At 73.3% G+C, this 23,939-nt stretch carries 21 protein-coding genes and 1 pseudogene; 12 read left to right on the forward strand and 10 right to left on the reverse strand.

Annotation, left to right across the window (positions count from 1 at the left end; translation table 11 throughout):
- Positions 1 to 138: 138 nt before the first annotated feature.
- From ACFV6X_RS01390 to ACFV6X_RS01400, 3 genes are read right to left on the reverse strand one after another with little or no spacing between them, the layout of a single operon-like run.
- On the reverse strand, positions 139 to 861 hold the full coding sequence (locus ACFV6X_RS01390) for an FAD:protein FMN transferase (protein ID WP_385375887.1): 723 nt from the start codon (positions 859 to 861) through the stop codon (positions 139 to 141).
- Position 862: 1 nt separating this feature from the next.
- Entirely contained in the window at positions 863 to 1,261 is a 399-nt protein-coding gene (locus ACFV6X_RS01395) for an FMN-binding protein (RefSeq protein ID WP_385375890.1), read from the reverse strand.
- Between the two features lie 27 nt (positions 1,262 to 1,288).
- Positions 1,289 to 2,626: a ferric reductase-like transmembrane domain-containing protein gene (locus tag ACFV6X_RS01400; RefSeq protein WP_385375893.1), complete on the reverse strand. Its 1,338-nt coding sequence runs from the start codon at positions 2,624 to 2,626 to the stop codon at positions 1,289 to 1,291.
- 153 nt (positions 2,627 to 2,779) lie between these two features.
- On the opposite strand from ACFV6X_RS01400, the gene ACFV6X_RS01405 reads away from it, so the two are divergent.
- Positions 2,780 to 3,496, forward strand: a complete 717-nt coding sequence (locus ACFV6X_RS01405; RefSeq protein WP_385375895.1) for a response regulator transcription factor — start codon at positions 2,780 to 2,782, stop codon at positions 3,494 to 3,496.
- 5 nt (positions 3,497 to 3,501) lie between these two features.
- Positions 3,502 to 4,974 carry a sensor histidine kinase gene (locus ACFV6X_RS01410; RefSeq protein ID WP_385375898.1) on the forward strand — a complete coding sequence of 491 codons (1,473 nt, stop codon included), beginning with the start codon at positions 3,502 to 3,504 and terminating at the stop codon, positions 4,972 to 4,974.
- Between the two features lie 477 nt (positions 4,975 to 5,451).
- On the opposite strand, the gene ACFV6X_RS01415 is transcribed toward ACFV6X_RS01410, so the two are convergent.
- The 3 genes from ACFV6X_RS01415 to ACFV6X_RS01425 form a co-directional block, all read right to left on the reverse strand.
- Positions 5,452 to 6,564 carry a sensor histidine kinase gene (locus ACFV6X_RS01415; RefSeq protein WP_385375901.1) on the reverse strand — a complete coding sequence of 371 codons (1,113 nt, stop codon included), beginning with the start codon at positions 6,562 to 6,564 and terminating at the stop codon, positions 5,452 to 5,454.
- Between the two features lie 3 nt (positions 6,565 to 6,567).
- A complete protein-coding gene (locus tag ACFV6X_RS01420; protein WP_385375904.1) occupies positions 6,568 to 7,278 on the reverse strand; it encodes a response regulator transcription factor in 711 nt (236 codons plus the stop codon).
- 118 nt (positions 7,279 to 7,396) lie between these two features.
- Positions 7,397 to 8,545: a PP2C family protein-serine/threonine phosphatase gene (locus ACFV6X_RS01425; protein ID WP_385375907.1), complete on the reverse strand. Its 1,149-nt coding sequence runs from the start codon at positions 8,543 to 8,545 to the stop codon at positions 7,397 to 7,399.
- A gap of 183 nt (positions 8,546 to 8,728) precedes the next feature.
- On the opposite strand from ACFV6X_RS01425, the gene ACFV6X_RS01430 reads away from it, so the two are divergent.
- The 10 genes and pseudogenes from ACFV6X_RS01430 (at position 8,729) to meaB (ending at position 20,478) form a co-directional block, all read left to right on the forward strand.
- Complete coding sequence (locus ACFV6X_RS01430; RefSeq protein ID WP_385375910.1) at positions 8,729 to 9,721, forward strand: undecaprenyl-diphosphate phosphatase; 993 nt, start codon at positions 8,729 to 8,731, stop codon at positions 9,719 to 9,721.
- A 94-nt stretch (positions 9,722 to 9,815) separates the two neighbouring features.
- Positions 9,816 to 10,967, forward strand: coding sequence for an NAD(P)/FAD-dependent oxidoreductase (locus ACFV6X_RS01435; protein ID WP_385375912.1), 1,152 nt, complete (start codon positions 9,816 to 9,818; stop codon positions 10,965 to 10,967).
- Positions 10,964 to 11,314 carry a (2Fe-2S)-binding protein gene (locus ACFV6X_RS01440; RefSeq protein WP_385375915.1) on the forward strand — a complete coding sequence of 117 codons (351 nt, stop codon included), beginning with the start codon at positions 10,964 to 10,966 and terminating at the stop codon, positions 11,312 to 11,314. Before ACFV6X_RS01435 ends, ACFV6X_RS01440 begins: the two co-directional genes overlap by 4 nt.
- A pseudogene (locus tag ACFV6X_RS01445) lies at positions 11,307 to 12,751 on the forward strand (FAD-dependent oxidoreductase). Before ACFV6X_RS01440 ends, ACFV6X_RS01445 begins: the two are co-directional and overlap by 8 nt.
- On the forward strand, positions 12,741 to 13,637 hold the full coding sequence (locus ACFV6X_RS01450; RefSeq protein WP_385375918.1) for a dihydrodipicolinate synthase family protein: 897 nt from the start codon (positions 12,741 to 12,743) through the stop codon (positions 13,635 to 13,637). Before ACFV6X_RS01445 ends, ACFV6X_RS01450 begins: the two are co-directional and overlap by 11 nt.
- An 11-nt stretch (positions 13,638 to 13,648) precedes the next feature.
- On the forward strand, positions 13,649 to 14,650 hold the full coding sequence (locus ACFV6X_RS01455) for a proline racemase family protein (RefSeq protein WP_385375920.1): 1,002 nt from the start codon (positions 13,649 to 13,651) through the stop codon (positions 14,648 to 14,650).
- Between the two features lie 47 nt (positions 14,651 to 14,697).
- Positions 14,698 to 15,384: a GntR family transcriptional regulator gene (locus ACFV6X_RS01460; protein ID WP_385375923.1), complete on the forward strand. Its 687-nt coding sequence runs from the start codon at positions 14,698 to 14,700 to the stop codon at positions 15,382 to 15,384.
- A gap of 119 nt (positions 15,385 to 15,503) precedes the next feature.
- Positions 15,504 to 17,306, forward strand: a complete 1,803-nt coding sequence (locus tag ACFV6X_RS01465; RefSeq protein ID WP_385375926.1) for a methylmalonyl-CoA mutase family protein — start codon at positions 15,504 to 15,506, stop codon at positions 17,304 to 17,306.
- The gene (gene scpA, locus ACFV6X_RS01470) at positions 17,306 to 19,480 is read left to right on the forward strand and encodes a methylmalonyl-CoA mutase (protein WP_385375929.1); all 2,175 of its coding nucleotides are present in this window, start codon (positions 17,306 to 17,308) and stop codon (positions 19,478 to 19,480) included. The genes ACFV6X_RS01465 and scpA overlap by 1 nt, the downstream gene beginning before the upstream one ends.
- On the forward strand, positions 19,477 to 20,478 hold the full coding sequence (meaB, locus tag ACFV6X_RS01475; protein WP_385375931.1) for a methylmalonyl Co-A mutase-associated GTPase MeaB: 1,002 nt from the start codon (positions 19,477 to 19,479) through the stop codon (positions 20,476 to 20,478). The genes scpA and meaB overlap by 4 nt, the downstream gene beginning before the upstream one ends.
- Positions 20,479 to 20,507: 29 nt before the next feature.
- On the opposite strand, the gene msrB is transcribed toward meaB, so the two are convergent.
- The 4 genes from msrB to ACFV6X_RS01495 form a co-directional block, all read right to left on the reverse strand.
- On the reverse strand, positions 20,508 to 20,936 hold the full coding sequence (msrB, locus tag ACFV6X_RS01480; protein WP_365446453.1) for a peptide-methionine (R)-S-oxide reductase MsrB: 429 nt from the start codon (positions 20,934 to 20,936) through the stop codon (positions 20,508 to 20,510).
- 13 nt (positions 20,937 to 20,949) lie between these two features.
- Entirely contained in the window at positions 20,950 to 22,341 is a 1,392-nt protein-coding gene (gene murC, locus ACFV6X_RS01485) for a UDP-N-acetylmuramate--L-alanine ligase (protein ID WP_385375933.1), read from the reverse strand.
- A gap of 129 nt (positions 22,342 to 22,470) precedes the next feature.
- A complete protein-coding gene (locus ACFV6X_RS01490) occupies positions 22,471 to 22,944 on the reverse strand; it encodes an indole-3-glycerol phosphate synthase (protein WP_365446457.1) in 474 nt (157 codons plus the stop codon).
- A 152-nt stretch (positions 22,945 to 23,096) separates the two neighbouring features.
- Entirely contained in the window at positions 23,097 to 23,873 is a 777-nt protein-coding gene (locus tag ACFV6X_RS01495) for a pyrimidine reductase family protein (RefSeq protein WP_385375936.1), read from the reverse strand.
- Between the last annotated feature and the right edge of the window lie 66 nt (positions 23,874 to 23,939).

The raw sequence follows: 23,939 nt of genomic DNA on the forward strand, positions 1-23,939 counted from the left end.
CCTGGTGGCGGGCCATTGCCGCACGAGTCTAGACCCGTGGTGTTGCCAGAATTTGACGACCCACGTCCGGTTCTTTCCCGAACACCCGGTCAACGCCTTCGCGGCGGGCAGGCACCCCGCCCCGCGCCGCAGGCCGGCCTACGCGGCGACCGGCAGTCCCGCCGTACGCCGCACCCGGCGCGCCGCGTCCACGGCGTACACCTCGCAGCCCTCCCGGGCGGCCGCCCAGGTGACGCCCTCGGGGCCCATCGCGAACGCGGCCGTGGCCGCGGTGTCCGCCTCCGTCAGGGTCGGCGCGACGACCGTCACGCTGAGCAGGCCGGTCGCCGGGCGACCGGTGCGGCCGTCGACGATGTGCTCGCCGCGCTCGTAACGGGCGGACGTCGCGACCGCGCCCTCGGTCAGCTCCAGGACCGCGCACACCTGGTCGGCGTGTTCGGGGTGCCGTACCCCCACGCGCCACGGGCCGCCGGCGACGACCACGTCTCCCCCGGCGTTGAGACAGAACCGCCGCACCCCGGCGGCCGTCAGCAGCTCGGCCGCCCGCTGCACCGACCAGCCCTTGACCACCGCGCAGGGGTCGAGTCCACGGCGGGGCAGCCGGGCGTCGAAGGCGCCGCCGGTCGCGACCCGGTACCGCTCGCACACGCCGAGGACCTCGTCGAGGTCGGCGCTGACCTCGCCGGGGCGGATCTCGCCCCGGTCCAGCCGGGACACCTCGCTGTCCGCCTTGAACGGGCTGAACCGGTCGTCCACTTCGCGCAGCCAGGCGTACACGGCGTCCACGAGCCCCTCGGGCACGTGCTCGTCGTCGATCCGCAGCGAGACGGGGAAGCCCATGACGTGCTCGACGCGGTGCATGTCAGACACCCCTCGCGTCGAGGGCGGCCTGCAACGACTCCCGGTAGCCCTCGCTGGTGACGGTCGCGCCCGACACCGAGTCGATGTCCGCACTCTGCGCCCGCAGCGTCTCCTCGATCAGCGTCGGCACGGCGGCCGTCGTCTGCGGGTGGTCCGGCTGCCGGAGCATCCGCACGGCCGTGATCTCATCACCCTCGAAGGTCACCTCCACCTGCACGGGACCCTTCTCGGTGCCGACCGTGGGCCCCGCGACGACGCGAGAGGTGGAGGTCCCCGGCGAGGCGGGCGGTGCGGCCGGCCGGGCCGCCTCGGCGGTCGGCGCGCCGGTGGACGGCGCGTAGCGCCAGACCGGTATCAGGCCCGCGACCGTCAGGACCAGGACAGGCAGTGCTCGTTTCACGTGATTCCCTCGTTCCCGTCGGGTCCGTCAGCCCGCCAGGCTGAAGCGCTCGTGGTGGATCTGCGCCTTGGGCACGCCCAGCTCGCGCAGGCTGCGCAGCACCCCGCGGGTCATTCCGGGCGGCCCGCACAGATAGACGTCGCGCTCGGCGATGTCGGGCACCAGCCGGGCGAGTTCGCTCCGGGAGAGGCGGTCCGGCCGGGCGGGGCCGGTGACCAGGTACAGCTCGGCGCCCTTGGCGTGGGCGAGTTCGCGCAGCTCGTCGTAGAGCACCGCGTCCTGGTCGGTGGCCACCCGGTAGACGAGGACGGCGTGCCCGTCCAGTTCCTCCAGCAGGGCCCGCATGGGGGTGATGCCGACGCCGCCGGCGATCAGCAGGGCGTCCGGCCGGGTGCGGTGCAGGGTGGTGAAGGCGCCGTAGGGGCCCTCGGCGAAGACGCGGGTGCCGGCCTCGAGGTGGCGCAGGCCGGCGCTGCCCTCGCCGACGGCCTTGGCGGTCAGGCGCAGGGAGCGGCCGTCCGGCGCGGCCGAAAGCGACCAGGGGTTGGCCTGCCACCAGCGGCCACGGGTCATGAAGCGCCACAGGAAGAACTGGCCGGCGCGGGCGGGCAGCCGGTCGAGGTCGCGGCCGGTGACGTAGACGGAGACGACGTCGTCGTTCTCGGGGACGACGGCCGAGACGCGCAGCTGGTGGCGCCAGTTCCGCCACGAGGGCAGCACCAGGCGGCCGACGAGCACCGACCCGAGGGCGACGGTCCACAGGGCCCACCAGTAGGCGGCGGCCACGGGCGAGGCGACGAAGGTCGTGCCGACCGCGACCTGGTGGGAGAAGGCCAGCACGACGGCGACATAGGTGTAGAGGTGGATGAAGTGCCACGTCTCGTAGGCCAGCCGGCGCCGGGCGAACCGCCCCGAGACCGTGCCGACGACGATGATCAGCGCCAGCGCGACCACCGCCCGCAGCACGCCCTCGACGGTCTCGGCGAGGTCGACGAGCTGGTCGACCGGGTCCAGTCCGGAGGAGTCGGCGTAGCCGAAGGTGATGAACACCGCGTGCGCGAGCAGCGTCCACAGCAGCGAGAACCCGAGCCGGCGGTGCCACAGCGTGAGCCGGTCCATGCCGATCCGGCGGTCGAGCCACGGCAGCCGGGCCACCAGCAGCAGCTGGAAGGCCATGAGCAGCGCGGCGTACAGCCCGGTGAGGCGGCCGACGACGATCAGCGCGTTGGAGGCGAACCCGGCCTGGGCGAAGAAGTAGGTGACCACGGCCACGTTCGCGGCGAGCACGGCGTACAGGCCGGTACGGGCCACCACCCTGGGGCGTATCGCCGCGACGGGCGCGGCTGGTGACTGGACGGTCGTCACGGACGGCAACTCCTCGGTCGGGGCCTTGGGACACCGAGCTTGGCTGGCCGCAGCTGTCGATCTCCTGTCGTACGACTTTCAAGTGGATATCGATGTGCGCCCGCGAGGTGACCGGGGTCTAGTTGCGGGCGGCCGTTCCCGCACTATGAACGGGTGGAAAAAGTACGACTGCTGGTCGTGGACGACGACCCGCCCATCGCCGACCTCGTCGCGACGGTCGCCCGCTACGAGGGCTGGGAGGCGGTCACCGCGAACTCCGGCGACGAGGCGCTGCGCCGGGCCGCCGAGTTCCGTCCGGACATCGTCGTGCTCGACCTGATGCTGCCGGACGTGGACGGCTTCGGCGTCCTCGACCGGCTGCGGGCCTCGGGCACGATGGTGCCGGTCGTCTTCCTCACCGCGCGTGACGCGGTGTCCGACCGGGTGGCGGGGCTGACCCGGGGCGGGGACGACTATCTGGTGAAACCGTTCGCGGTCGAGGAGCTGATGGCCCGGCTGCGCACGGTGCTGCGGCGCGCCGCGGGGCCCGGCTTCCAGCGGTCGGTGCTGCGGGTGGGGGACCTGACCATGGACGAGGACACCCGTGAGGTGCGGCGCGGCGGGCGGCTGCTGACGCTGACGCCGACCGAGTACGAGGTGCTGCGCTACCTCATGCGCAGGTCGCCGACCGTGCTCACCAAGGCGCAGATCCTCGATCACGTGTGGGAGTACGGCTTCGGCGGCCGTTCCAACGTGGTGGAGCTGGTCGTCAGCCGACTGCGCCGCAAGCTCGACGGCCCCGTCGAAGGCGGTGACGGCGGTGACGGCGGCGCGGAGCTGATCCACACTGTGCGCGGCTTCGGTTACGTGATCCGGCAGGCCGCCGAGTGACCCGGGTGCTGCGACGGCTGCGGCAGAGCTACGGCAGGCTGCGCCTGGGCACCCGGCTGGCGCTGGGACTGGGCGCGCTGTCGCTGGTCGTGTTCGCCGTCGTGGGCACCGCGCTGACGACGTACATGCGGGACTATCTGTCGGCCCAGCTGGACGAGCAGTTGCAGATCGGCCAGCTCGCCCAGTCCAAGGGCATCGCGGATCACGGCACGCTGCAGGGCAAGAAGTACTACCGCTGGTACTACGCCGTGTACGACGTGTCGGACGGCACCGCCGTACTGCGCAAGCCGGAGGCGGCGGCCGACCTGCCCGCGGACGTCGGCGACTTCACCTCCCTGGCCCGGGCCCAGGTCGCCTCGCACACGGAACTCCTGCGCACCGAGCACCTTCAGGACGCGGGCACCTACCGGCTGCGCGCCTGCGAGGTCGAGCCCGGCGTCGTCCTGGTGAGCGCCGCGCCCATGGACGACATCGAGAACACCGTCCGCCAACTGGTCACGATCCAGGCGGTCACGTTCGGGCTGGCACTGCTGGCGCTGGTCGTGTTCGGCCGGAAGATGCTGCGGCGCGGGCTGCAGCCACTGAGCGACATGGCGCACACCGCGCACGGCATCGCCTCGCACGACCTGACCGAGTCGGCGGCCCGGCTGCCGCTGCGTGCCGACCGCCGCGGCGGCGGCCCGGAGGTGGAGGAGCTGCGGACGGCGTTCAACACGATGCTCGAGCACATCGACGACTCCCTCGCTGTGCGCGCCGAGGCCGAGCAGCGGCTGCGCCGGTTCGTCGCGGACGCCTCGCACGAGCTGCGCACCCCGCTGATGTCGGTACGCGGTTATGCGGACCTCTTCCAGTACGCGGCCGCGAACGCGCCCGGGGAACGGGACCGGCATCTGGCGCGACTGCGCGCCGAGGCCGCCCGGATGGGTTTCCTGCTGGACGACCTGCTGCTGCTCGCCCGGCTCGACGCCGCCGAGGTGGAGGCACCGCTGCGGCTCGCGGACGCGGATCTGGTGGAGCTGGTCGAGCAGGCCGCCGACGCCTTCCGCGCCGCGCGCCCCGGCCATCCGCTGACGGTGAGCACCGGGGACCGGCCGGTTCAGCTGCGGCTGGACGCCCAGCGCATCCGGCAGGTGCTGGACAACCTGCTCACCAACGCGGCCGTGCACACCCCGCCCGGGACCGAGGTGTGCGTGGTGGTCTCGGTCACGGCCGGGGCCGCGCTGGTGCGGGTCTCCGACACGGGGCCCGGTATACCGGCCGCCGACCGGGAACGCGTCTTCGACCGCTTCTACCGGGTCGACAAGGCCCGCAGCCGCGACCGCGGCGGCAGCGGGCTCGGTCTGTCGGTGGCCAGTTCACTGGTGCGGGCCCACGGCGGCACGATCGAGCTGACCGGTGAACCGGGGTCAACGGTGTTCACGGTCCACCTCCCGGCGGGCACGGCGCCCCGGGAGCGGAGCGCGACGCCGATGCCGTAACCGACAGCGACGCGGCGAGGCGGCGGCGTGGCCCCCTCGCACGGCCGAGTGCCGCCGCGCGCGGCTGCGCGGCACCGGGAGTTGGGGCGCGGGAGCCGGAAGCCGGACGCCAGCACGGAAGCCGGGGCAGCGCGGGAGCCGGGGCAGCGCAGGGCGAGGGGCAGCGCAGGGCGAGGGGCAGCGCAGGGCGAGGGGCAGCGCAGGGCGAGGGGCAGTACCAGCGGCGTCGCGTCGCCGGCTCGCACGGGCGACCGACTGGCGCGGCAGCGCGGGAGCGGCAACCGGAGTCGGGGCGCGGCAGCTGGGGCAGCGCGGGAGCGGGCCGGGCAGCGCGGTACCAGCGGCGTGGCGGCGCTGCGTCGCACGGGCGGGTGTCGACGGGCTCGGCGGCGCGGGAGCCGGGGGCGGCCGCGCCGCAGGGGGCGGTGGCGCCGCAGCGGGCCGTGGCGCCGCCTCGTACGGACGCGTGTTCGCGGCTCAGGCGTCCGACGTCGGCAGTGTCACCTCGAAACGGCAGCCGCCGGTGACGTTGCGCACGGCGGCCCGTCCCTGATGGGCCTCCACGATGCCCCGCACGATGGCGAGCCCCAGCCCGGCGCCGGCCGGTGGCGTACGGGCGTCGGTGCCGCGCCAGCCGGTGTCGAAGACGCGCGGCAGGTCCTCCTCCGCGATCCCGCCGCAGCCGTCCGTCACGGACAGGACGACACCGTCCGGCGAGCGCTCGGCGGCCACCGCCACCGTGCCGTCGGACGGTGTCCGCCGGATCGCGTTGACGAGCAGGTTCCCCAGCACGCGGCTCATCTCCTTGCCGTCCACCTCGACCGGCACGGACTCGACCCGGTCACCGACGAGGCGTACGCCGTGTTCCCGGGCGAGCGGGTCGGCGCCCGCGAGGGCGTCGCCGACCAGGTCGTACACCGACATCCGGCTCGGGCTCAGGGCCAGCGTGCCCGCGTGGATGCGGGAGAGCTCGAAGAGGTCGCCGACCATGTCGTTGAGGCGCTCGGCCTCGGCGCGGATCTGGCGGAGATAGCGGTCAGGGTCGGCGGCGACGCCGTCCTCCAGCGCCTCGGACATCGCGCGCAGTCCGGCGAGCGGGGTGCGCAGGTCGTGCGAGATCCAGGCGACCAGCTCGCGCCGGGAGCTCTCCAGGGCGCGCTCCCGGTTCCGGGACTCGGCGAGCTTGCGGCTGGTCGCCTCCAACTCGCGGCTGAGCGCGGCGAGTTCGTAGGCGGCGGGGCCGTCGGGGCTGGTGAAGTCGCCGCCGTCACCGAAGGAGCGGGCGGCGAGGGTGAGGGCGCGGCTGCGGGCGGCGACCCAGCGGCCCAGCAGCAGCGCGGTGACCAGGGAGACCACGGCGGCCATCGCGACCACCGTGGTCACGACGGTCAGGTCGTGTGCGGACAGGAACATCGCCTGCGCGACCGCGAGCGTGCCCGCGAACATCGCGCCCACGGCGACGGCGGCGACCACGGTGATGTGCTCGGTGAGCGAGCGCCGCCGGATCAGCAGCAGCACACCGGCGCCGAGCAGCCCGGCCGCGGCGGCGCCGAGGAAGGCGAACAGGGCGATGAGAAGGGTGTCGCGCACGGCTCACACCTCCCCGTCGCCCGCGTCGAAGCGGTAGCCGACGCCCCACACCGTCTGGATGAACCGCGGCCGGGCCGGGTCGTCCTCCACCTTGCCGCGCAGCCGCCGCACGTGGACGGTCACCGTCGACAGGTCGCCGAAGTCCCACCCCCACACCTCACGCATCAACTCCTCCCGGCTGAACGCCCGCCCCGGGTGCCGCAGGAAGAACGCGAGCAGATCGAACTCCCTTATGGTCAGGGCGAGTTCGTCCCCGTTCTTGGCGGCGCGCCGGCCGGCCGGATCGACCGTGAGCCCGGCGGCGCCCAGCGCGTCCGTGGACTGCTGCGGGGCGGGCCGGGTCCGGCGCAGCACGGACTCCACCCGCAGGACCAGCTCGCGAGGGCTGAAGGGCTTGGTGACGTAGTCGTCGGCGCCCACTTCCAGGCCGAGGATCCGGTCGTCCTCGTCCCCGCGCGCGGTCAGCATGATCACCGGCACCGGGCCGCGCACCCGCATCCGCCGGCACACCTCCAGCCCGTCCATGCCGGGCAGCATCAGGTCCAGCACGACCAGGTCGGGCCAGTGCGCGGTGGCCCGGGCCAGCGCGTCGGGGCCGTCACCGGCTCGGTCCACGACGTATCCGGCCCGGTCGAGATACCCGGAGACCACCTCGGCGACGGTCGGGTCGTCGTCGACGACCAGGACCCGGGCCCCGTACGACTGCTGTTCCATGCCGGTCAGCCTCGCATCCCGCCCGCGGCGACGGGACCGGCGGCCCCCGACGTCCTGGTTCCGTAAGGAAACGGCCCGTGCAGGATCTCCGCGATGCGCTCCGGCCGGCGGTGCGCGGTCAGGTGGCGAAGGCCACCCCCTCGGCGTCCGGCTGCGGCCGGTGCCGCAGCCGGGACGCCAGGATGGCCACGTCGTCCTCCGCGTGGCCGGCGTCGAGGTCGGCGAGGACGGTGTCGAGGATCGCCTCCACCCCTTCCGAGGCGTTGAAGCGCAGCCTGGCCAGCCGGTTCAGGGAGTCGTCGATGTCCTCGCCGCGATGCTCGACGAGCCCGTCGGTGAACAGCAGCAGGGTCTCCGCGCCGTCCAGCCGGTACGTCGCCGGCTCGTAGCCGCCGAGCCCCGTGCCCAGCGGCGGTCCGACGGGCACCGGCAGCAGCGAGGTGTCACCCTTGCCGTCGATCACGGCGGGCGGCAGATGGCCGGCGCTGGCCAGCGTGATCTGGCCGCGCACAGGGTCGACGCGGGCGATCAGGCAGGTGGCGGGCCGGCGCTCGGCCTCGCTGGAGGCGATGTCGTCGAGCTGGCGCAGCACGCGGTGCGGCGGGAGGTCGGCGGAGGCGATGTAGCGCAGGGCGGAGCGGTAGGCGGTCATGTCCACGGCCGCCTCCAGGCCGTGGCCCATCACGTCACCGACCACGAGCAGGGTGCGCCCGAAGTGCAGGCGGACGGTCTCGCACCAGTCGCCGCCGACCAGGGCGCGCTGTCCCACCGGCAGATAGCGGATGGCGACGTCCAGGTTCGGGTGCGGCCGGCCGGGCTCGGCGAGGAGCGCGCGCTGGAGGTCGCCGACGATCCGGCTCATGCGGTCGTGCTCCCGGGCGTGCCGGATGTGGGAGGCGGCCCGCTCGGCAAGCAGCGCCAGCACGTCCGCCTCCGGCGGGGTGAAGGGTCCCGCGCCCCGGACGCACACCAGGACGCCGTAGCGGTCGTCGCCGGTGACGAGGGGCACGCAGAGCGCGGCGCCGTTCCTTTCGTAGCCGGTCCGGCTGTCCGTCCGGCGCGCCATCGCCGCGGGCCACCGCAGGTCGGGCAGCAGGGTGCGGTCGCCGTTGATCGCCTCGTACGCCGCCTCGGCGTCCTCCGTGACGCGCCGTACGACGGCCGCGGCGCACCCACCGCGCTCGGCCACCACCTTGGTGAGCTCGGCGCAGGTGGTCTCCGCGTCGAGCGTCGTCCCGATCTCCGCCACGGTCGACCGCAGCGTCATCAGCCGCGACGACACGCCGGGTCCCGCCGCGGGCAGGTCCGTACGGCCGACGGAGCCGGATGTCGGAGGTTTTCGGAAGGACCGGAGCCATCGCGCCACACAAAACACCTTAAATGGGATGTACAGCGACACCGACCACGCATCGGCTGCCCGGGGCTCCTCCTTGGATACCCTTGCGCTTCCATGAGCTGGTTCGAATCCATCATCCTCGGTCTGGTCCAGGGATTGACCGAGTTCCTGCCGATCTCGTCGAGTGCGCATCTGCGCCTGGTGGCCGCCTTCTCCGGCTGGCAGGACCCCGGCGCCGCCTTCACCGCGATCACACAGATCGGCACGGAGACGGCGGTACTGATCTATTTCCGGTCGGACATCGCCCGCATCGTCACCGCCTGGTGCCGCTCCCTGACGGACCGCACGCGACGCGAGGACCCGGACGCCCGGCTGGGCTGGATGCTGATCATCGGCTCGATCCCGATCGGCGTCCTCGGCGTCACGTTCAAGGACCAGATCGAGGGGCCGTTCCGAGATCTCCGGCTGACCGCGACCATGCTCATCGTCATGGGCGTGGTGCTGGGCGTGGCCGACCGCCGCGCCGCCCGCGCCGAGCGGGAGAGCGGCGTCCAGGCCACCGCAAAAGCCACTCCAGGCGCCCCCCTTGCTCTCAGCACTTCCTCCACGCCAGTCACACCCGTGGCCCTGAGCACTCCAGCCACGCAGGCCACCCTCAGCACCCCGAACACCCCGCGCACCTCAGGCAAGACCCTCCACGACCTCACCGTCAGGGACGGCCTGATCTACGGCCTGTGCCAGGCACTGGCGCTCATCCCGGGCGTCTCCCGCTCCGGCGCCACCACCAGCGGCGGCCTGTTCATGGGCTACACCCGCGCGGCCGCCGCCCGCTACTGCTTCCTGCTCGCGATCCCGGCCGTCCTCGCCTCGGGGCTGTTCGAGTTGCAGGACGCCGGCAAGGGCGGCCAGGTCAGCTGGGGGCCCACGGCGCTGGCCACCCTGATCGCGTTCGGCGTGGGGTACGCGGTGATCGCCTGGTTCATGAAGTTCATCGAGACCAGGAGCTTCATGCCCTTCGTCCACTACCGCATCGCCCTCGGCCTGGTGATCATCGCCCTGGTGACCTTCGGGGTGATGAGCCCGCACGCCGCCGAATCGGCCGGGTGAGCCCTTCGGGCCGCGGTCGGCCTGCCCCCTGACACCCGAGGAAATCCGGGTCGGGGGTATTCCGAGGCTTGGTGGTATGTGACATATTACTGTCGTGACCAAGTCGCTGACCTGCGATGTCGTGGTTGTGGGGGCCGGCATGGTGGGCGCCGCCTGCGCCTTCCACGCGGCCCGGGCCGGCCTGTCCGTGACGCTCGTCGACCGGGGCCCGGTGTCCGGCGGCACCACCGGCGCCGGCGAGGGCAACGTCCTCGTCTCCGACAAGGAACCCGGCCCCGAGCTTCGGCTCGCGCTGCTGTCCGCCCGGCTGTGGGCGGGGCTCGCCGAAGAGTTCGGCACGGCGGTCGAGTACGAGCGCAAGGGCGGAGTGGTCGTCGCCTCGTCGGCAAAGGGCCGCACAGCCCTGGAGAAGTTCGCCACCGCTCAGCGCGCCGCCGGTGTCGAGGCCGTCCCCGTCGGCGAGCAGCGGCTCAGGGAACTGGAGCCGCACCTGGCGCCCGGCCTCCCGGGCGGCATGCACTATCCGCAGGACGCCCAGGTCATGCCGGCCCTCGCCGCCGCGCATCTCGTACGGGCCTCCCGCGCGCGGCTCGAGACCGGCCGGACCGTGACCGGTGTGCTGCGCGGCCCCGACGGCGCCGTGCGCGGCGTACGGACCGACCGTGGCGACATCCACGCGCCTGCCGTCGTGAACGCCGCCGGGACCTGGGGCGGCGAGGTCGCCGCGCTGGCGGGGGTCCACCTGCCCGTCCTGCCCCGCCGCGGGTTCGTCCTGGTCACCGAGCCGCTGCCGCGCCTGGTACGGCACAAGGTCTACGCCGCCGACTACGTGGCCGACGTGGCCGGCGACTCGGCGGCGCTGCAGACCTCGCCGGTCGTCGAGGGCACGGCGGCCGGCCCGGTGCTGATCGGCGCGAGCCGCGAACGGGTCGGGTTCGACCGGTCCTTCTCGCTGCCGGTGGTGCGGGAGCTGGCGGCCGGCGCGGTGCGGCTGTTCCCGTTCCTCGGGCGGGTACGGGCCGTGCGGACGTACGCCGGTTTCCGCCCGTACCTCCCGGACCACCTGCCCGCCATCGGCCCCGATCCGCGCGTGCCGGGACTGCTGCACGCCTGCGGGCACGAGGGCGCGGGCATCGGGCTGTCGACGGGGACCGGGCATCTGCTCGCCCAGGTGCTCACCGGACGGACCCCGGAGCTGGACCTGGCGCCCTTCCGCCCGGACCGCTTCGAGGAGGAGGCCCCATGACACCCTTCAAGAAGAACGCCCCAGGAGGCATGCGAGGAGAACGCCCGGCCGATCCGCTGGCGTTGACCGACGCCCGGCCCGGTCCCGCCTTCACGCTCACCTTCGACGGCCGTGAGATCGCCGCGCTGCCCGGGCAGACGCTCGCCGCCGCGCTGTGGGCGGCCGGTGTCACCTCATGGCGCGCCACGCGGGGCGCCGGGCGGCCGCGCGGGGTGTTCTGCGGGATCGGCGTCTGCTTCGACTGCCTGGTGACCGTCAGCGACCGCCCCAACCAGCGCGCCTGCCTGGTCCCGGCGCGGCCGGGCGACGCGATCCGCACACAGGAAGGGACGGGGCACGGTGACTGAGCCTCCTCGCCTCGCCGTGATCGGCGCGGGTCCGGCGGGGCTCGCGGCGGCGTCGGCGGCGGCCGCCGCGGGCGTCCGGGTCGTCCTCGTCGATTCCGCGCCCGACGCGGCGGCCAGTTCTACCGGCAACCCGCGTCCGGGCTCGGCGCGCGCCGCCCACAGGCGGTGCACCACCACTGGCGCACCTGGCGGCGGCTGCGCGAGGGCCTCGACCGGCAGCTCGCCGCGGGCGCCGTGACCCATCTGCCGGACCATCACGTCTGGTGCGTGGAACGCCACTCCGGCGGTTTCACCGTCCACGCGTTGCTCGGGCCGCTCCAGGAGGAGGGGGCGACGGTGGACGCCGACGCGGTCCTCCTCGCCACCGGCGGCTACGAGACGGTGCTGCCCTTTTCCGGCTGGACCCTCCCCGGCGTGGTCACCGCGGGCGGCGCCCAGGCCATGCTGAAGGGCGGGCTCGTACTGCCCGGGCGCACCGCCGTGGTCGCCGGGACCGGGCCGCTGCTGCTCCCCGTCGCGACCGGGCTGGCCGCGGCGGGCGCGCACGTCGCCGCGCTGGTCGAGGCCACCAGCCCGTACACCCTCCTACGTCACTCCCGCGCGCTGTCCGCGCGGCCGGCCAAGCTCGCCGAGGGCGCCGGGTACGCGGCCCGGCTCCTGCGCCACCGGATCCCCGTGCTGGCCCGCCACACGGTGGTCGAGGCGCACGGCGACCAGCGGCTGGAAGCCGTGACGGTCGCGGCCCTCGACGCCGGGGGCCGGATCCGGCCCGGCACCCGGCGCCGTATCGCGTGCGACACGCTCGCCGTCGGGCACGGCATGCTGCCGCACGCCGACCTCGCCGCCACCCTGGGCTGCCGCCTCGACGGGGTCGCCGTGCACGTGGACGACGAGCAGCGCACCGACGTACCCGGCGTGTGGGCGGCGGGCGAGACCACCGGCGTCGGCGGCGCCGACCTCGCGCTCGCCGAGGGACACATCGCCGGACGCTCGGCCGCCGCGCGGCTGACCGGCGGGCGGCCCGACGCACGGACATGGGCCGCGGCGGCGCGGAGCCGGGCGGCGCTGCGCGCGTTCTCCGCCGCGCTGGACGCGGTGTACGCACCGCCCGCGCACTGGGCCGAGCAGGTCACCGACGACACCCTGGTCTGTCGCTGCGAGGAGGTCCCGGCGTCCGCCGTGCGGGCAGCGGTCGGCGAACTCGGCGCCGGGGACGTGCGGACCGTGAAGCTGCTCACCCGCGCCGGAATGGGCTGGTGCCAGGGCCGGATGTGCGGGCCCGCGGTCGCCGCGCTCACCGGCCGCCCCCGGACCCCGGCCCGCACGCCGTTCGCCCGGCCGGTACCCCTCGGGGTGCTCGCCGGGCAGGTCCCCGCGCCACCGACCGCACCACCGCCCCTCGACCCTCCGGACGGGAAGGATCCTCATGACGACTGACCGGCACCGCCCCTGGCGTGGCGTCCTCGTCGCCACCGCGCTCCCGCTCACCGCGGATCTGTCCGTCGATCACGACGCGTTCGCCGAGCACTGCGCCTGGCTCGTGGCGAACGGCTGCGACGGCGTGGTACCGAACGGCTCGCTCGGCGAGTATCAGGTGCTCACCTCCGAGGAGCGCGCCAGGGTCGTGGAGACCGCGGTCGCCGCGGTCGGCGGCGAGCGGGTGATGCCCGGGGTCGCCGCCTACGGCGCGGTGGAGGCCCGGCGCTGGGCCGAGCAGGCGGGCGAGGCGGGCTGCGGCGCGGTGATGCTGCTGCCGCCCAACGCCTACCGAGCCGACGAGCGTTCGGTCCTCGCCCACTACGCCGAGGTGGCCCGGGCGGGCCTGCCGGTGGTGGCGTACAACAACCCGGTCGACACCAGGGTCGACCTCGGGCCGGAACTGCTCGCGAGGCTGCACGGGGAGGGACACGTGCAGGGCGTCAAGGAGTTCTCCGGCGACGTCCGGCGCGCCTACCGCATCGCCGAACTCGCCCCGGAACTCGACCTGCTGATCGGCGCCGACGACGTCGCGCTGGAGCTGGCGATCGCGGGCGCCAAGGGCTGGGTGGCCGGGTACCCGAACGCGCTGCCGAAGGCCTCGGTCCAGCTGTACCGGGCCGCGGTGGCCGGTGACCTGGAGACCGCGCTGCCGCTGTACCGGCGGTTGCATCCGCTGCTGCGCTGGGACTCGCGCGTGGAGTTCGTGCAGGCCATCAAGTTTTCGATGGACATCGCCGGGCGGTACGGCGGCCCGTGCCGGCCCCCGCGTGTGCCGCTGTCGCCGGAGCAGGAGGCGGCGGTGCGGGCGGCGACGGAGAAGGCCCTCGCCGCGGGGCTCGGATAAGGAGACCGGCCATGCGCAGCACACTCGTCCTGCACGCCGTCGACTCGCACACGGAGGGCATGCCCACCCGCGTGATCACCGGCGGGATCGGCACCATCCCCGGCGCGACGATGAACGAGCGGCGGCTGTACTTCCGGGAACACCGCGACGACGTCAAGCAGTTGCTGATGAACGAGCCGCGCGGTCACGCCGCGATGAGCGGCGCGATCCTCCAGCCGCCCACCCGCCCCGACTGCGACTGGGGTGTCGTCTTCATCGAGGTCTCCGGCTGTCTGCCGATGTGCGGGCACGGCACCATCGGCGTGGCCACCGTGCTCGTGGAGACCGGCATGGTCGAGGTCACCGAGCCGGTCACCACCATCCGCCTGGACACCCCCGCCGGTCTCGTGGTCGCCGAGGTCGCCGTCGAGGGCGGCGCGGCCAGGAACGTCACCCTGCGCAACGTGCCGTCCTTCGCCGTGGGCCTCGACCGCAAGGCCACGCTCGCCGACGGACGCACGGTGACGTACGACCTCTCCTACGGCGGGAACTTCTACGCCGTCCTGCCGCTCGCGGAGTTCGGCCTGCCGTTCGAGCGGGACCGTAAGGACGACATCCTGAAGGCGGGCCTGGCGCTGATGGAGGCCGTCAACGCCGAGGAGGAGCCGGTCCACCCCGAGGACCCGTCGATCCACGGCCTGCACCATGTCCACCTGCTCGCCCCGGGCGCCACCGCCCGCCACTCGCGTCACGCGATGGCGATCCATCCCGGCTGGTTCGACCGCTCGCCCTGCGGTACGGGCACCAGCGCGCGCATGGCGCAACTGCACGCGCGTGGGGAACTGCCCCTGCGCACCGAGTTCGTCAACGAGTCCTTCATCGGCACCCACTTCACGGGCCGTCTGCTCGGCACGACGGAGGTGGCCGGGCTCCCCGCGGTGCTGCCGAGCTTCACCGGGCGGGCCTGGATCACGGGCACGGCCCAGTACATGCTGGATCCCGAGGACCCGTTCCCGGCCGGATTCGTGCTGTGAGGGACCATGGCAGGCACCACGTCGTACGGAATCCGAGGAGCCACCCCATGACGGCGCCGCCCCCCAGCCTCCCCGCGCTCGGCGGCACGAGGAGCAGCTACCGCGAGCGGGTCGCCGACGCCTTGCGGGCCGCGCTCGTCGCCGGTGAGCTGCGCACCGGGGAGGTCTACTCGGCGCCCACGCTCGCCGCCCGCTTCGGCGTCTCAGCGACGCCGGTGCGCGAGGCGATACTGGACCTGGCCAAGGAGGGCCTGGTCGACACGGTCCCCAACAAGGGCTTCCGGGTCACGGCCGTCTCGGAGAAGCAGCTCGACGAGTACACGCACGTGCGCGCGCTGATCGAGATCCCCACCACGGCCCGACTAGCCAGCACCGCGGACCCGGCGGCGCTGGCGGCGCTGCGACCGGTGGCCGAGGAGATCGTCACCGCCGCCGCGGCCGGCGACCTGATCGCCTACATCGAGGCCGATCTGCGTTTCCACCTGGGTCTGCTGGCCCTCGCGGGCAACGAGCACCTCGTGGAGGTGGTCCGCGACCTGCGCCGCCGCGCCCGTCTCCACGGCCTGACCGCGCTCGCCGAACAGGGCCGCCTCCAGGCGTCGGCCGAGGAGCACCTGGAACTCCTCGACGCCCTCCTCGCCCGCGACGAACAGTCCGTCCACGCCGTCATGACCCGCCATCTGAGCCACGTCCGGGGCCTGTGGGCAGCCCCGGACCCGGCGACATCCGGGTGAAGGGCGTCACATTGCGGCGTAGTACGAAATCCGTCATCCCATCAAGGCTCACCCGGGGAGGGCAAGGTCACAGCCATGCCCTCTGCTGCTCCTTTGTCCACCTGGCCTAGCATCCGAGCATGACGGTCCTGCCCGACGACGGGCTTTCCCTGGCCGCCGAGTTCTCCGACGCGACCCGTGAGCAGTGGCAGCGCCTTGTGGCGGGCGTACTGCGCAAGTCGGGCAAGGACGTCGAGGGCGCGGCCGCCGAGGACGCCCTGGCCACCACGCTGGAGGACGGACTCCGTGTCCGCCCCCTGTACACCGCCCACGATGCCGCACCCGAGCCCGGCTTCCCCGGTTTCGCGCCCTTTGTGCGCAGCGCCCGGGCCGAGGGGAACACCCTCGGCGGCTGGGACGTGCGCCAGCGGCACACGACCGTCGACGGCGGCGCGGTGCTGGCCGACCTGGAGAACGGCGTCACCTCCCTCTGGCTGGTCGCCGGCGAGGCCGGCCTCCCGGTGTCCTCGCTCGGCCAGGCCCTCGACGGCGTCTACCTCGACCTGGCGCCCGTCGTCCTCGACGCCGGACGCGATGTGGAGGAAGCGGCGCGGGAATTGCTGCGGCTGTACGAGGAGCGGGGCGTCGCCCCCGAAGCGGCGCGCGGCAACCTGGGCGCCGACCCACTGGGGTTCGAGGCCCGTACGGGCCGGACGTACGACTTCCCGGTCGTGGCCGGGCTCGCGCGGCGCTGCGCCGAGGAGTACCCGGGACTGCGGGCGCTGACCGTGGACGCGCTGCCGTACCACGAGGCCGGCGGCTCTGCCGCGCAGGAGCTGGGGTGCTCGCTGGCGACCGGTGTCGCCTATCTGCGGGCGCTGACCGAGGCGGGCCTGAGCGTCGAGCAGGCGTGCGGACAGCTGGAGTTCCGGTACGCGGCCACCGCCGACCAGTTCCTGACGATCGCCAAGCTGCGCGCGGCGCGCAGGCTGTGGGCGCGGGTCGCCGAGGTCTGCGGGGGTCCGGGCGCCCAGGTGCAGCACGTCGTGACCTCGCCGGTGATGATGACGCGCCGCGACCCGTGGGTGAACATGCTGCGCACCACGGTGGCCACGCTGGCGGCCGGCGTCGCGGGCGCCGACGCCGTGACCGTACTGCCGTTCGACCACGCGCTCGGCCTGCCGGACGCGTTCGCGCGCCGTATCGCCCGCAACACCTCCACGATCCTGATCGAGGAGTCGCATCTGTCCCGGGTGATCGACCCGGCGGGCGGTTCCTGGTACGTGGAGCGACTCACCGACGAACTCGCCCACGCGGGCTGGGAGTTCTTCCGCGACATCGAGCGCGAGGGCGGCCAGGCCGCCGCCCTGCGGTCCGGGACGGTCCGCGAGCGGCTGGCCGAGACCTGGGCGGCCCGGAGCGCGAAGCTCGCCAAGCGGCGTGAACCCGTCACCGGCGTCAGCGAGTTCCCGCACCTGGGCGAGAAACCCGTCGTGCGCGAGCCGGCCCCCGAGCCGCCCACCGGCGGCCTCCCCCGCGTGCGCCGCGACGACGCGTACGAGGCGCTGCGCGCCCGTTCCGACGCCCACCTCGCCGCGACCGGCTCCCGCCCCCGGATCTACCTGGCCACCCTCGGCCCGGCCGCCGCCCACACCGCGCGCGCCACCTTCGCCGCGAACCTCTTCCAGGCGGGCGGCATCGAGCCCGTCAGCGAGGGCACCTTCGAGGAGAGCGGGGCGAGCGAGGCCTGCCTCTGCTCCAGCGACGAGCTGTACGCGGAGCAGGCCGAGGCCCGCGCCCAGGAGCTGACGGCGGCGGGCGCCACGCAGGTGTCCCTCGCGGGACGGCCGGGGCAGTACGCGGGTGTCGGCAGTTACGTCTTCGCGGGCTGCGACGCGATCGCCGTGCTCTCCGCGACCCTCGACCGGATGGGAGTGTCCTGATGTCCTTCCCCGACTTCTCCGGGATCGAGCTGGGGACCCCGGCCACCGACGGCGCCGCCGACGAGTGGCGCACGGCGGTGAAGAAGGCGGCGGGCGGTGACGACCTGCTCTGGGAGACCCCGGAGGGCATCGCGGTCAAGCCGCTCTACACCGGGCAGGACCTGGAGGGCCTGGACTTCCTGGACACCTACCCGGGCATCGCGCCCTATCTGCGCGGCCCGTACCCGACGATGTACGTCAACCAGCCCTGGACCATCCGCCAGTACGCGGGCTTCTCGACCGCCGAGGAGTCCAACGCGTTCTACCGGCGCAACCTGGCGGCCGGTCAGAAGGGCCTGTCCGTCGCCTTCGACCTGCCCACGCACCGCGGCTACGACAGCGACCACCCGCGCGTGACCGGTGACGTCGGCATGGCGGGCGTGGCGATCGACTCGATCTACGACATGCGCCAACTCTTCGACGGCATCCCTCTGGACCGGATGACGGTGTCGATGACGATGAACGGCGCCGTGCTCCCGGTGCTGGCGCTGTACATCGTGGCGGCCGAGGAGCAGGGCGTGCCGCCGGAAAAGCTCGCGGGGACCATCCAGAACGACATCCTCAAGGAGTTCATGGTCCGCAACACCTACATCTATCCGCCGAAGCCGTCGATGCGGATCATCTCCGACATCTTCGCCTTCACCTCGCAGCGGATGCCCCGCTACAACTCCATCTCCATCTCCGGGTACCACATCCAGGAGGCGGGCGCGACGGCCGATCTGGAGCTCGCGTACACCCTCGCGGACGGCGTGGAGTACATCCGGGCGGGCCGGGAGGCGGGCCTGGACGTGGACGCGTTCGCGCCGCGGCTGTCCTTCTTCTGGGCGATCGGCATGAACTTCTTCATGGAGATCGCCAAGATGCGCGCGGCCCGCCTGCTGTGGGCCAGGCTGGTGAAACAGTTCGACCCGCAGAACGCCAAGTCCCTCTCCCTGCGCACGCATTCGCAGACCTCCGGCTGGTCACTGACCGCCCAGGACGTGTTCAACAACGTCACGCGCACGTGCGTGGAGGCGATGGCCGCCACCCAGGGCCACACCCAGTCGCTGCACACCAACGCCCTGGACGAGGCCCTCGCGCTGCCCACGGACTTCTCGGCGCGGATCGCCCGCAACACGCAACTGCTCATCCAGCAGGAGTCCGGCACCACCCGCGTCATCGACCCGTGGGGCGGCAGCGCCTACGTCGAGAAGCTGACGTACGACCTCGCGCGCCGCGCCTGGCAGCACATCCAGGAGGTCGAGCAGGCGGGCGGTATGGCGCAGGCCATCGACGCCGGCATCCCGAAGCTGCGCGTGGAGGAGGCCGCGGCCCGCACGCAGGCCCGCATCGACTCCGGCCGGCAGCCGGTGATCGGCGTGAACAAGTACCGGGTCGAGACCGACGAGCAGATCGAGGTGCTCAAGGTCGACAACTCCTCGGTGCGCGCCCAGCAGATCGAGAAGCTGCGCCGGCTGCGCGCGGAGCGTGACGAGACCGCCTGCCGGGACGCGCTGGACGCGCTCACCCGCGCGGCCGGCGGCGACGGCAACCTGCTGGAGCTGGCGGTGCACGCGGCCCGCGCCAAGGCGACCGTCGGCGAGATCTCGGACGCCCTGGAGAAGGTGTACGGGCGGCACGCGAGCCAGATCCGTACGATCTCCGGGGTGTACCGCAACGAAGCAGGCGAGTCCCCCTCCGTCGACCGTACCCGCGTGCTCGTGGACGGGTTCGAGGAGGCCGAGGGCCGCCGCCCGCGCATCCTGGTCGCCAAGATGGGCCAGGACGGCCACGACCGCGGCCAGAAGGTGATCGCGACCGCCTTCGCCGACCTCGGTTTCGACGTGGACGTCGGCCCGCTGTTCCAGACGCCCGCCGAGGTCGCCCGCCAGGCCGTGGAGGCCGACGTGCACATCGTCGGGGTGTCCTCGCTGGCCGCCGGCCACCTCACCCTCGTACCGGCGCTGCGCGAGCAGCTCGCCGAGGAGGGCCGCGAGGACATCATGATCGTCGTCGGCGGGGTGATCCCGCCGCGGGACGTGCCGACCCTGCTGGAGATGGGTGCGGCGGCCGTCTTCCCGCCCGGGACGGTGATCCCGGACGCGGCCCACGACCTGGTGCAGCGGCTGGCGGCCGGCCTCGGGCACGAGCTGTGATCGACGTCGACGCGTATGTGAAGGGCGTGCTCGACGGGAAGCGGGCGATCGTGGCACGCGCGATCACGCTCGTCGAGTCCACCCGGCCGCAGCACCGGGCGCCGGCCCAGCAGTTGCTGACCGAGCTGCTGCCGTACAGCGGGAAGGCGCGGCGGATCGGCGTCAGCGGGGTGCCGGGAGTCGGCAAGTCGACGTTCATCGACGCGTTCGGCACCATGCTGACCGGTCTCGGCCACCGGGTCGCCGTGCTCGCCGTCGACCCGTCGTCGAGCCGGACCGGCGGCTCGATCCTGGGCGACAAGACGCGGATGGAGCGGCTGGCCGTGGACCCCGCGGCCTTCGTTCGCCCCTCCCCCACGGCCGGCACCCTCGGCGGCGTCGCCAAGGCGACCCGCGAGTCGATCGTGGTGATGGAGGCGGCGGGCTACGACGTGGTCCTCGTCGAGACGGTCGGCGTGGGCCAGTCCGAGACCGCCGTCGCCGACATGGTCGACTCGTTCCTGCTGCTCACTCTCGCCCGCACGGGCGACCAGCTGCAGGGCATCAAGAAGGGTGTCCTGGAGCTGGCCGACGTGCTCGCCGTCAACAAGGCGGACGGCCCGCACGAGCGCGACGCCCGGGCTGCCGCACGTGAACTGTCGGGGGCCCTGCGGCTGATGCACGGCAGGGACGCCTTCTGGACGCCGCCGGTGCTGCACTGCAGCGCCCGCGAGTCGACCGGTCTGGACACCGTCTGGGAGCGCCTCGAACAGCATCGCTCGCTGCTCGACTCCACCGGCCGGCTCGCCGCCAAGCGCCGTGACCAGCAGGTCGACTGGACCTGGACGATGGTCCGCGACGATCTACTGGGCCGCCTGCACGCCCACCCGGCCGTGCGCGCCCTCGCGCCGGACCTGGAGCGTCAGGTCCGGGACGGCGAGGTGACGGCGACGCTGGCGGCGGAACGGATTTTGCGAGCGTTCAAGGGCGGCACGGGGGACCCGGTCACTCCTGCGTGAGCACGGGCCCCGTACCCCCTCAGCTCTCGTCAGCTCTCGTCGGGCTTCTCGGCCTCGTCCTCCGGGGCCAGCCGCAGCGAGATGCTGTTGATGCAGTACCGCTGGTCCGTCGGTGTGGGATACCCCTCACCGTCGAACACGTGCCCGAGGTGCGATCCGCAGCGCGCACACAGCACCTCGGTGCGCAGCATTCCGTGCGAGCGGTCCTGCACCAGCTCCACCGCGTCGCTGTCCTTGGGGTCGTAGAAGGACGGCCAGCCACAGTGCGACTCGAACTTGGTGTTCGAGGTGAACAGCTCGGCACCGCAGGCGCGGCACGAGTACACGCCCTTGGTCTTGGTGTCGGTGTACTCACCGGTGAACGCGGGTTCCGTCGCGGCCTGGCGCAGCACGGCGTACTCGGCCGGCGTCAGTTCCACGCGCCACTGCTCGTCCGGCTTCTCGACGTCGTACGACATGGGTGTCAGCCCCTCACTTCGGCAGGCGGTCCAAGATGCGCGGTCCGAGGTCGGTGACGTCGCCCGCGCCCATGGTGAGAACCAGATCGCCCGCACCCGACATTCCCGCAACCACCTCGGGCACCTCGCCCTTGTCGTGCACGGGCGTCACCTCCGCGCCCGCGGCCCGGGCCGCCTCGATGATCAGCTCGCTGGTGACGCCCGGGATCGGGTCCTCACGGGCCGGGTAGATGTCCAGCACCACGGAGGCGTCCGCGAGGGCCAGGGCCTGGCCCATCTCCTTGCCCAGCTCCTGCGTCCGCGAGAACAGGTGCGGCTGGAAGACCACCAGGATGCGCGCGTCGCCGGCGGCCGCCCGCATCGCCTCCAGGTCCGCGGTCATCTCGGTCGGGTGGTGGGCGTAGGAGTCGATCACCTGCACCCCGGCCGCCTCGCCCTTGAGCTGCAGCCGCCGCTTCACCCCGGTGTACGCGGCCAGCGCCGGCGCCAGCTCCGCCGCCGGGATGCCGAGGGCGACGCCGGCCACGAGGGCGGCGACCGCGTTGTGCGCGTAGTGCCGGCCGGGGACGGAGACCGCGAAGGTGAGCTCGCGGCCGTCCAGCAGGACGGTGACCTCGCTCTTCAGCCCCTGCGGCAGGACCGACAGCACCCGCACGTCGGCGTCGTCCGCCGAGCCGTACGTCACGACCCTCACGCCCGAGGCCGCGACCCGCCGCGTCAGCTCCCGCGCGCCCTCCTGGTCGGCCGAGATCACCAGCGTGCCGCCGGGCACGATCCGCCCGGCAAAGGTCTCGAAGGACTCGTAGATCTCGTCCATCGACGCGTAGTTGGCGTGGTGGTCGAGCTCGACGTTGAGCACGATCGCGACCTCGGGAGCGTACTTGTGGAAGCTGCGGTCGCTCTCGTCCGCCTCGGCCACGAAGATGTCGCCGTCGCCGTGCAGCGCGTTGGAGCCGGGCGCGTCCAGGTCCCCGCCGATCGCGTACGACGGCCGCAGCCCGAGCGCGGACAGCGACACCGCCAGCATCGAGGTGGTCGTGGTCTTGCCGTGCGTACCGGCGACGGCGATCGGCCGCAGCCCGTCCATCAGGGCGGCCAGCGCGTCGGACCGGTGCACCACCGGGACGCCCAGCTCGGCCGCGCGGGCCAGCTCCGGGTTGTCGGACCGGATCGCCGAGGACACCACGACACAGCTGGCGTCGTCCGCGAGGTGCTCCGCCGCGTGCCCGAGGTGCACGGTGGCGCCCAGCGCCCGCAGCGCCTCTACGGTCGCCGACTCCTTGGCGTCACTGCCGGCGACCTTGGCCCCCCGCTGCGCCAGAATCTTCGCGATACCGGACATCCCGGCCCCACCGATGCCGATGAAGTGCGGTCGGTCCATGGCGGTAGGAAGGCCGGGTGCCATGCGTGTTCTCCCCAAGATCCGTTACGACGATCAGCGCGCCACCGGTGAGGGAGCGCGGCCCCAGCCTATTCCGTACGGCGCGGGACGCCCTGCCAAGGGGGCGGAGCCGTCCCGCAACCACCCCTACGCCTAGGCCTTGCTGTGGGAGAACAGCTTCAGCACCGGTACCCCCACCTTGTGCCGGGCCCGAGAGGCCCAGTCCCGATGGAAGAACTCCTCCACGTAGTGGGGGTCCGTCAGCACGATCACCTCGTCGGCCCCCACCTCCTCGACCACGCCCTTGAGCGCGTCCAGCGGATGGTCCTCGATCAGCCGACCCTCCGCCGCACTGCCGGAGGCCCGCAGGGCCTGGAGGGACACGTCCAGCGCCCGCTGCCCCTCACTCCTGGCCGCCTCTCCCTCCGGCGTCTCCCCCTCCCGCGCCGCTTCGTCGAGCTCCCCCAGGGCGAGGTCGTCGATGGCCCGCAGCAGCCGGTCCGCCTGCTCACCGCGCGGCTGGAGCAGCACATGGAAGGCCACCGGCTCGTCCCCGTGCAGGGTGGTGACGAACTCCACGTCGGCGGACGTGAGGGCCTTCTCGATCATCAAAACGCTTGTGAACACCAGGCGCCCCTTCTCCTCCGAGGGCCGGTCGGCCCTCCGTCCTCCGTCGGCCGTGCGGCCCTGCGGAAACCATCCTGCCCCGTGATCGCACGGGTAGTGCGCGTCTTAGTGTGCCCGTCGCGAGCCAAGCGGAACGTCACATTCTGCCGATCTCATGACCGACGGTAACGGGTGAACAGAAAACCGGCCTCTTCCAGCAGGGACGCCAGTTCGAACCGCTGCGGGACCGGCACCGCCGGTCCCCCGGCGATCCGCTGCGCGCCCCCGGCCGAGAGCATCGGGGAGACGGTCAGGCACAGCTCGTCCAGCACCCCGGCCGCCACCAGCTGCCCCAGCAGCCGCGGCCCGCCCTCGGTGAGCAACCGGGTGTGACCTAGTCCGGCGAGCGCCCGTACGGCCCGTGCGGGCTCCACGCCGACGCCGTCCCCGGCGACCACCACCCGCGCGCCGGCCTTCTCGGCCGCGGCCACCCGCTCCGGGGCCGCCGCCGCGCCCGTGAGGATCAGCGTGGGCACCACGGGCGAGGTGAACAGCGGCAGCGAGAAGTCCAGGTCCAGGCTCGCGCTGACCACCGCGATCGCGGGCACGGGCTCCTGTCCGGCCGCCTCGCGCGCCGCCGTGAACTCCGCCCGCACGCGTGCCGGGCGGTATCCCTCCAGGCGGACCGTTTGGGCACCGACCATCACGACGTCCGCGAGCGCCCGCAGCGTGCCGAAGATCCGCATGTCGGTGGCGTTGGAGATGGGCTGCGACTTGCCGTCGTGCTGCGCGGCCCCGTCGAGCGTGGAGACCATGTTGGCCCGCAGCCAGGCAACCGGCTCCCCCGCCGGCGGCTCGGGGTAGGCGTACGTCTCCGCCAGCTCCGCGAGATCCCACTCACGGTCGGCCGGGTCCACTGTCGTGTCGGTCACAGGAAAGAGGCGTCGCATGCCGAGCAGTGTTCCACGCGGGCGGCGATCCATCCGGGGCCCCGGGGCCCCCGCGCGCGGGGCCGG

Source organism: Streptomyces sp. NPDC059861 (assembly GCF_042731435.1).
Taxonomy (GTDB): Bacteria; Actinomycetota; Actinomycetes; order Streptomycetales; family Streptomycetaceae; genus Streptomyces.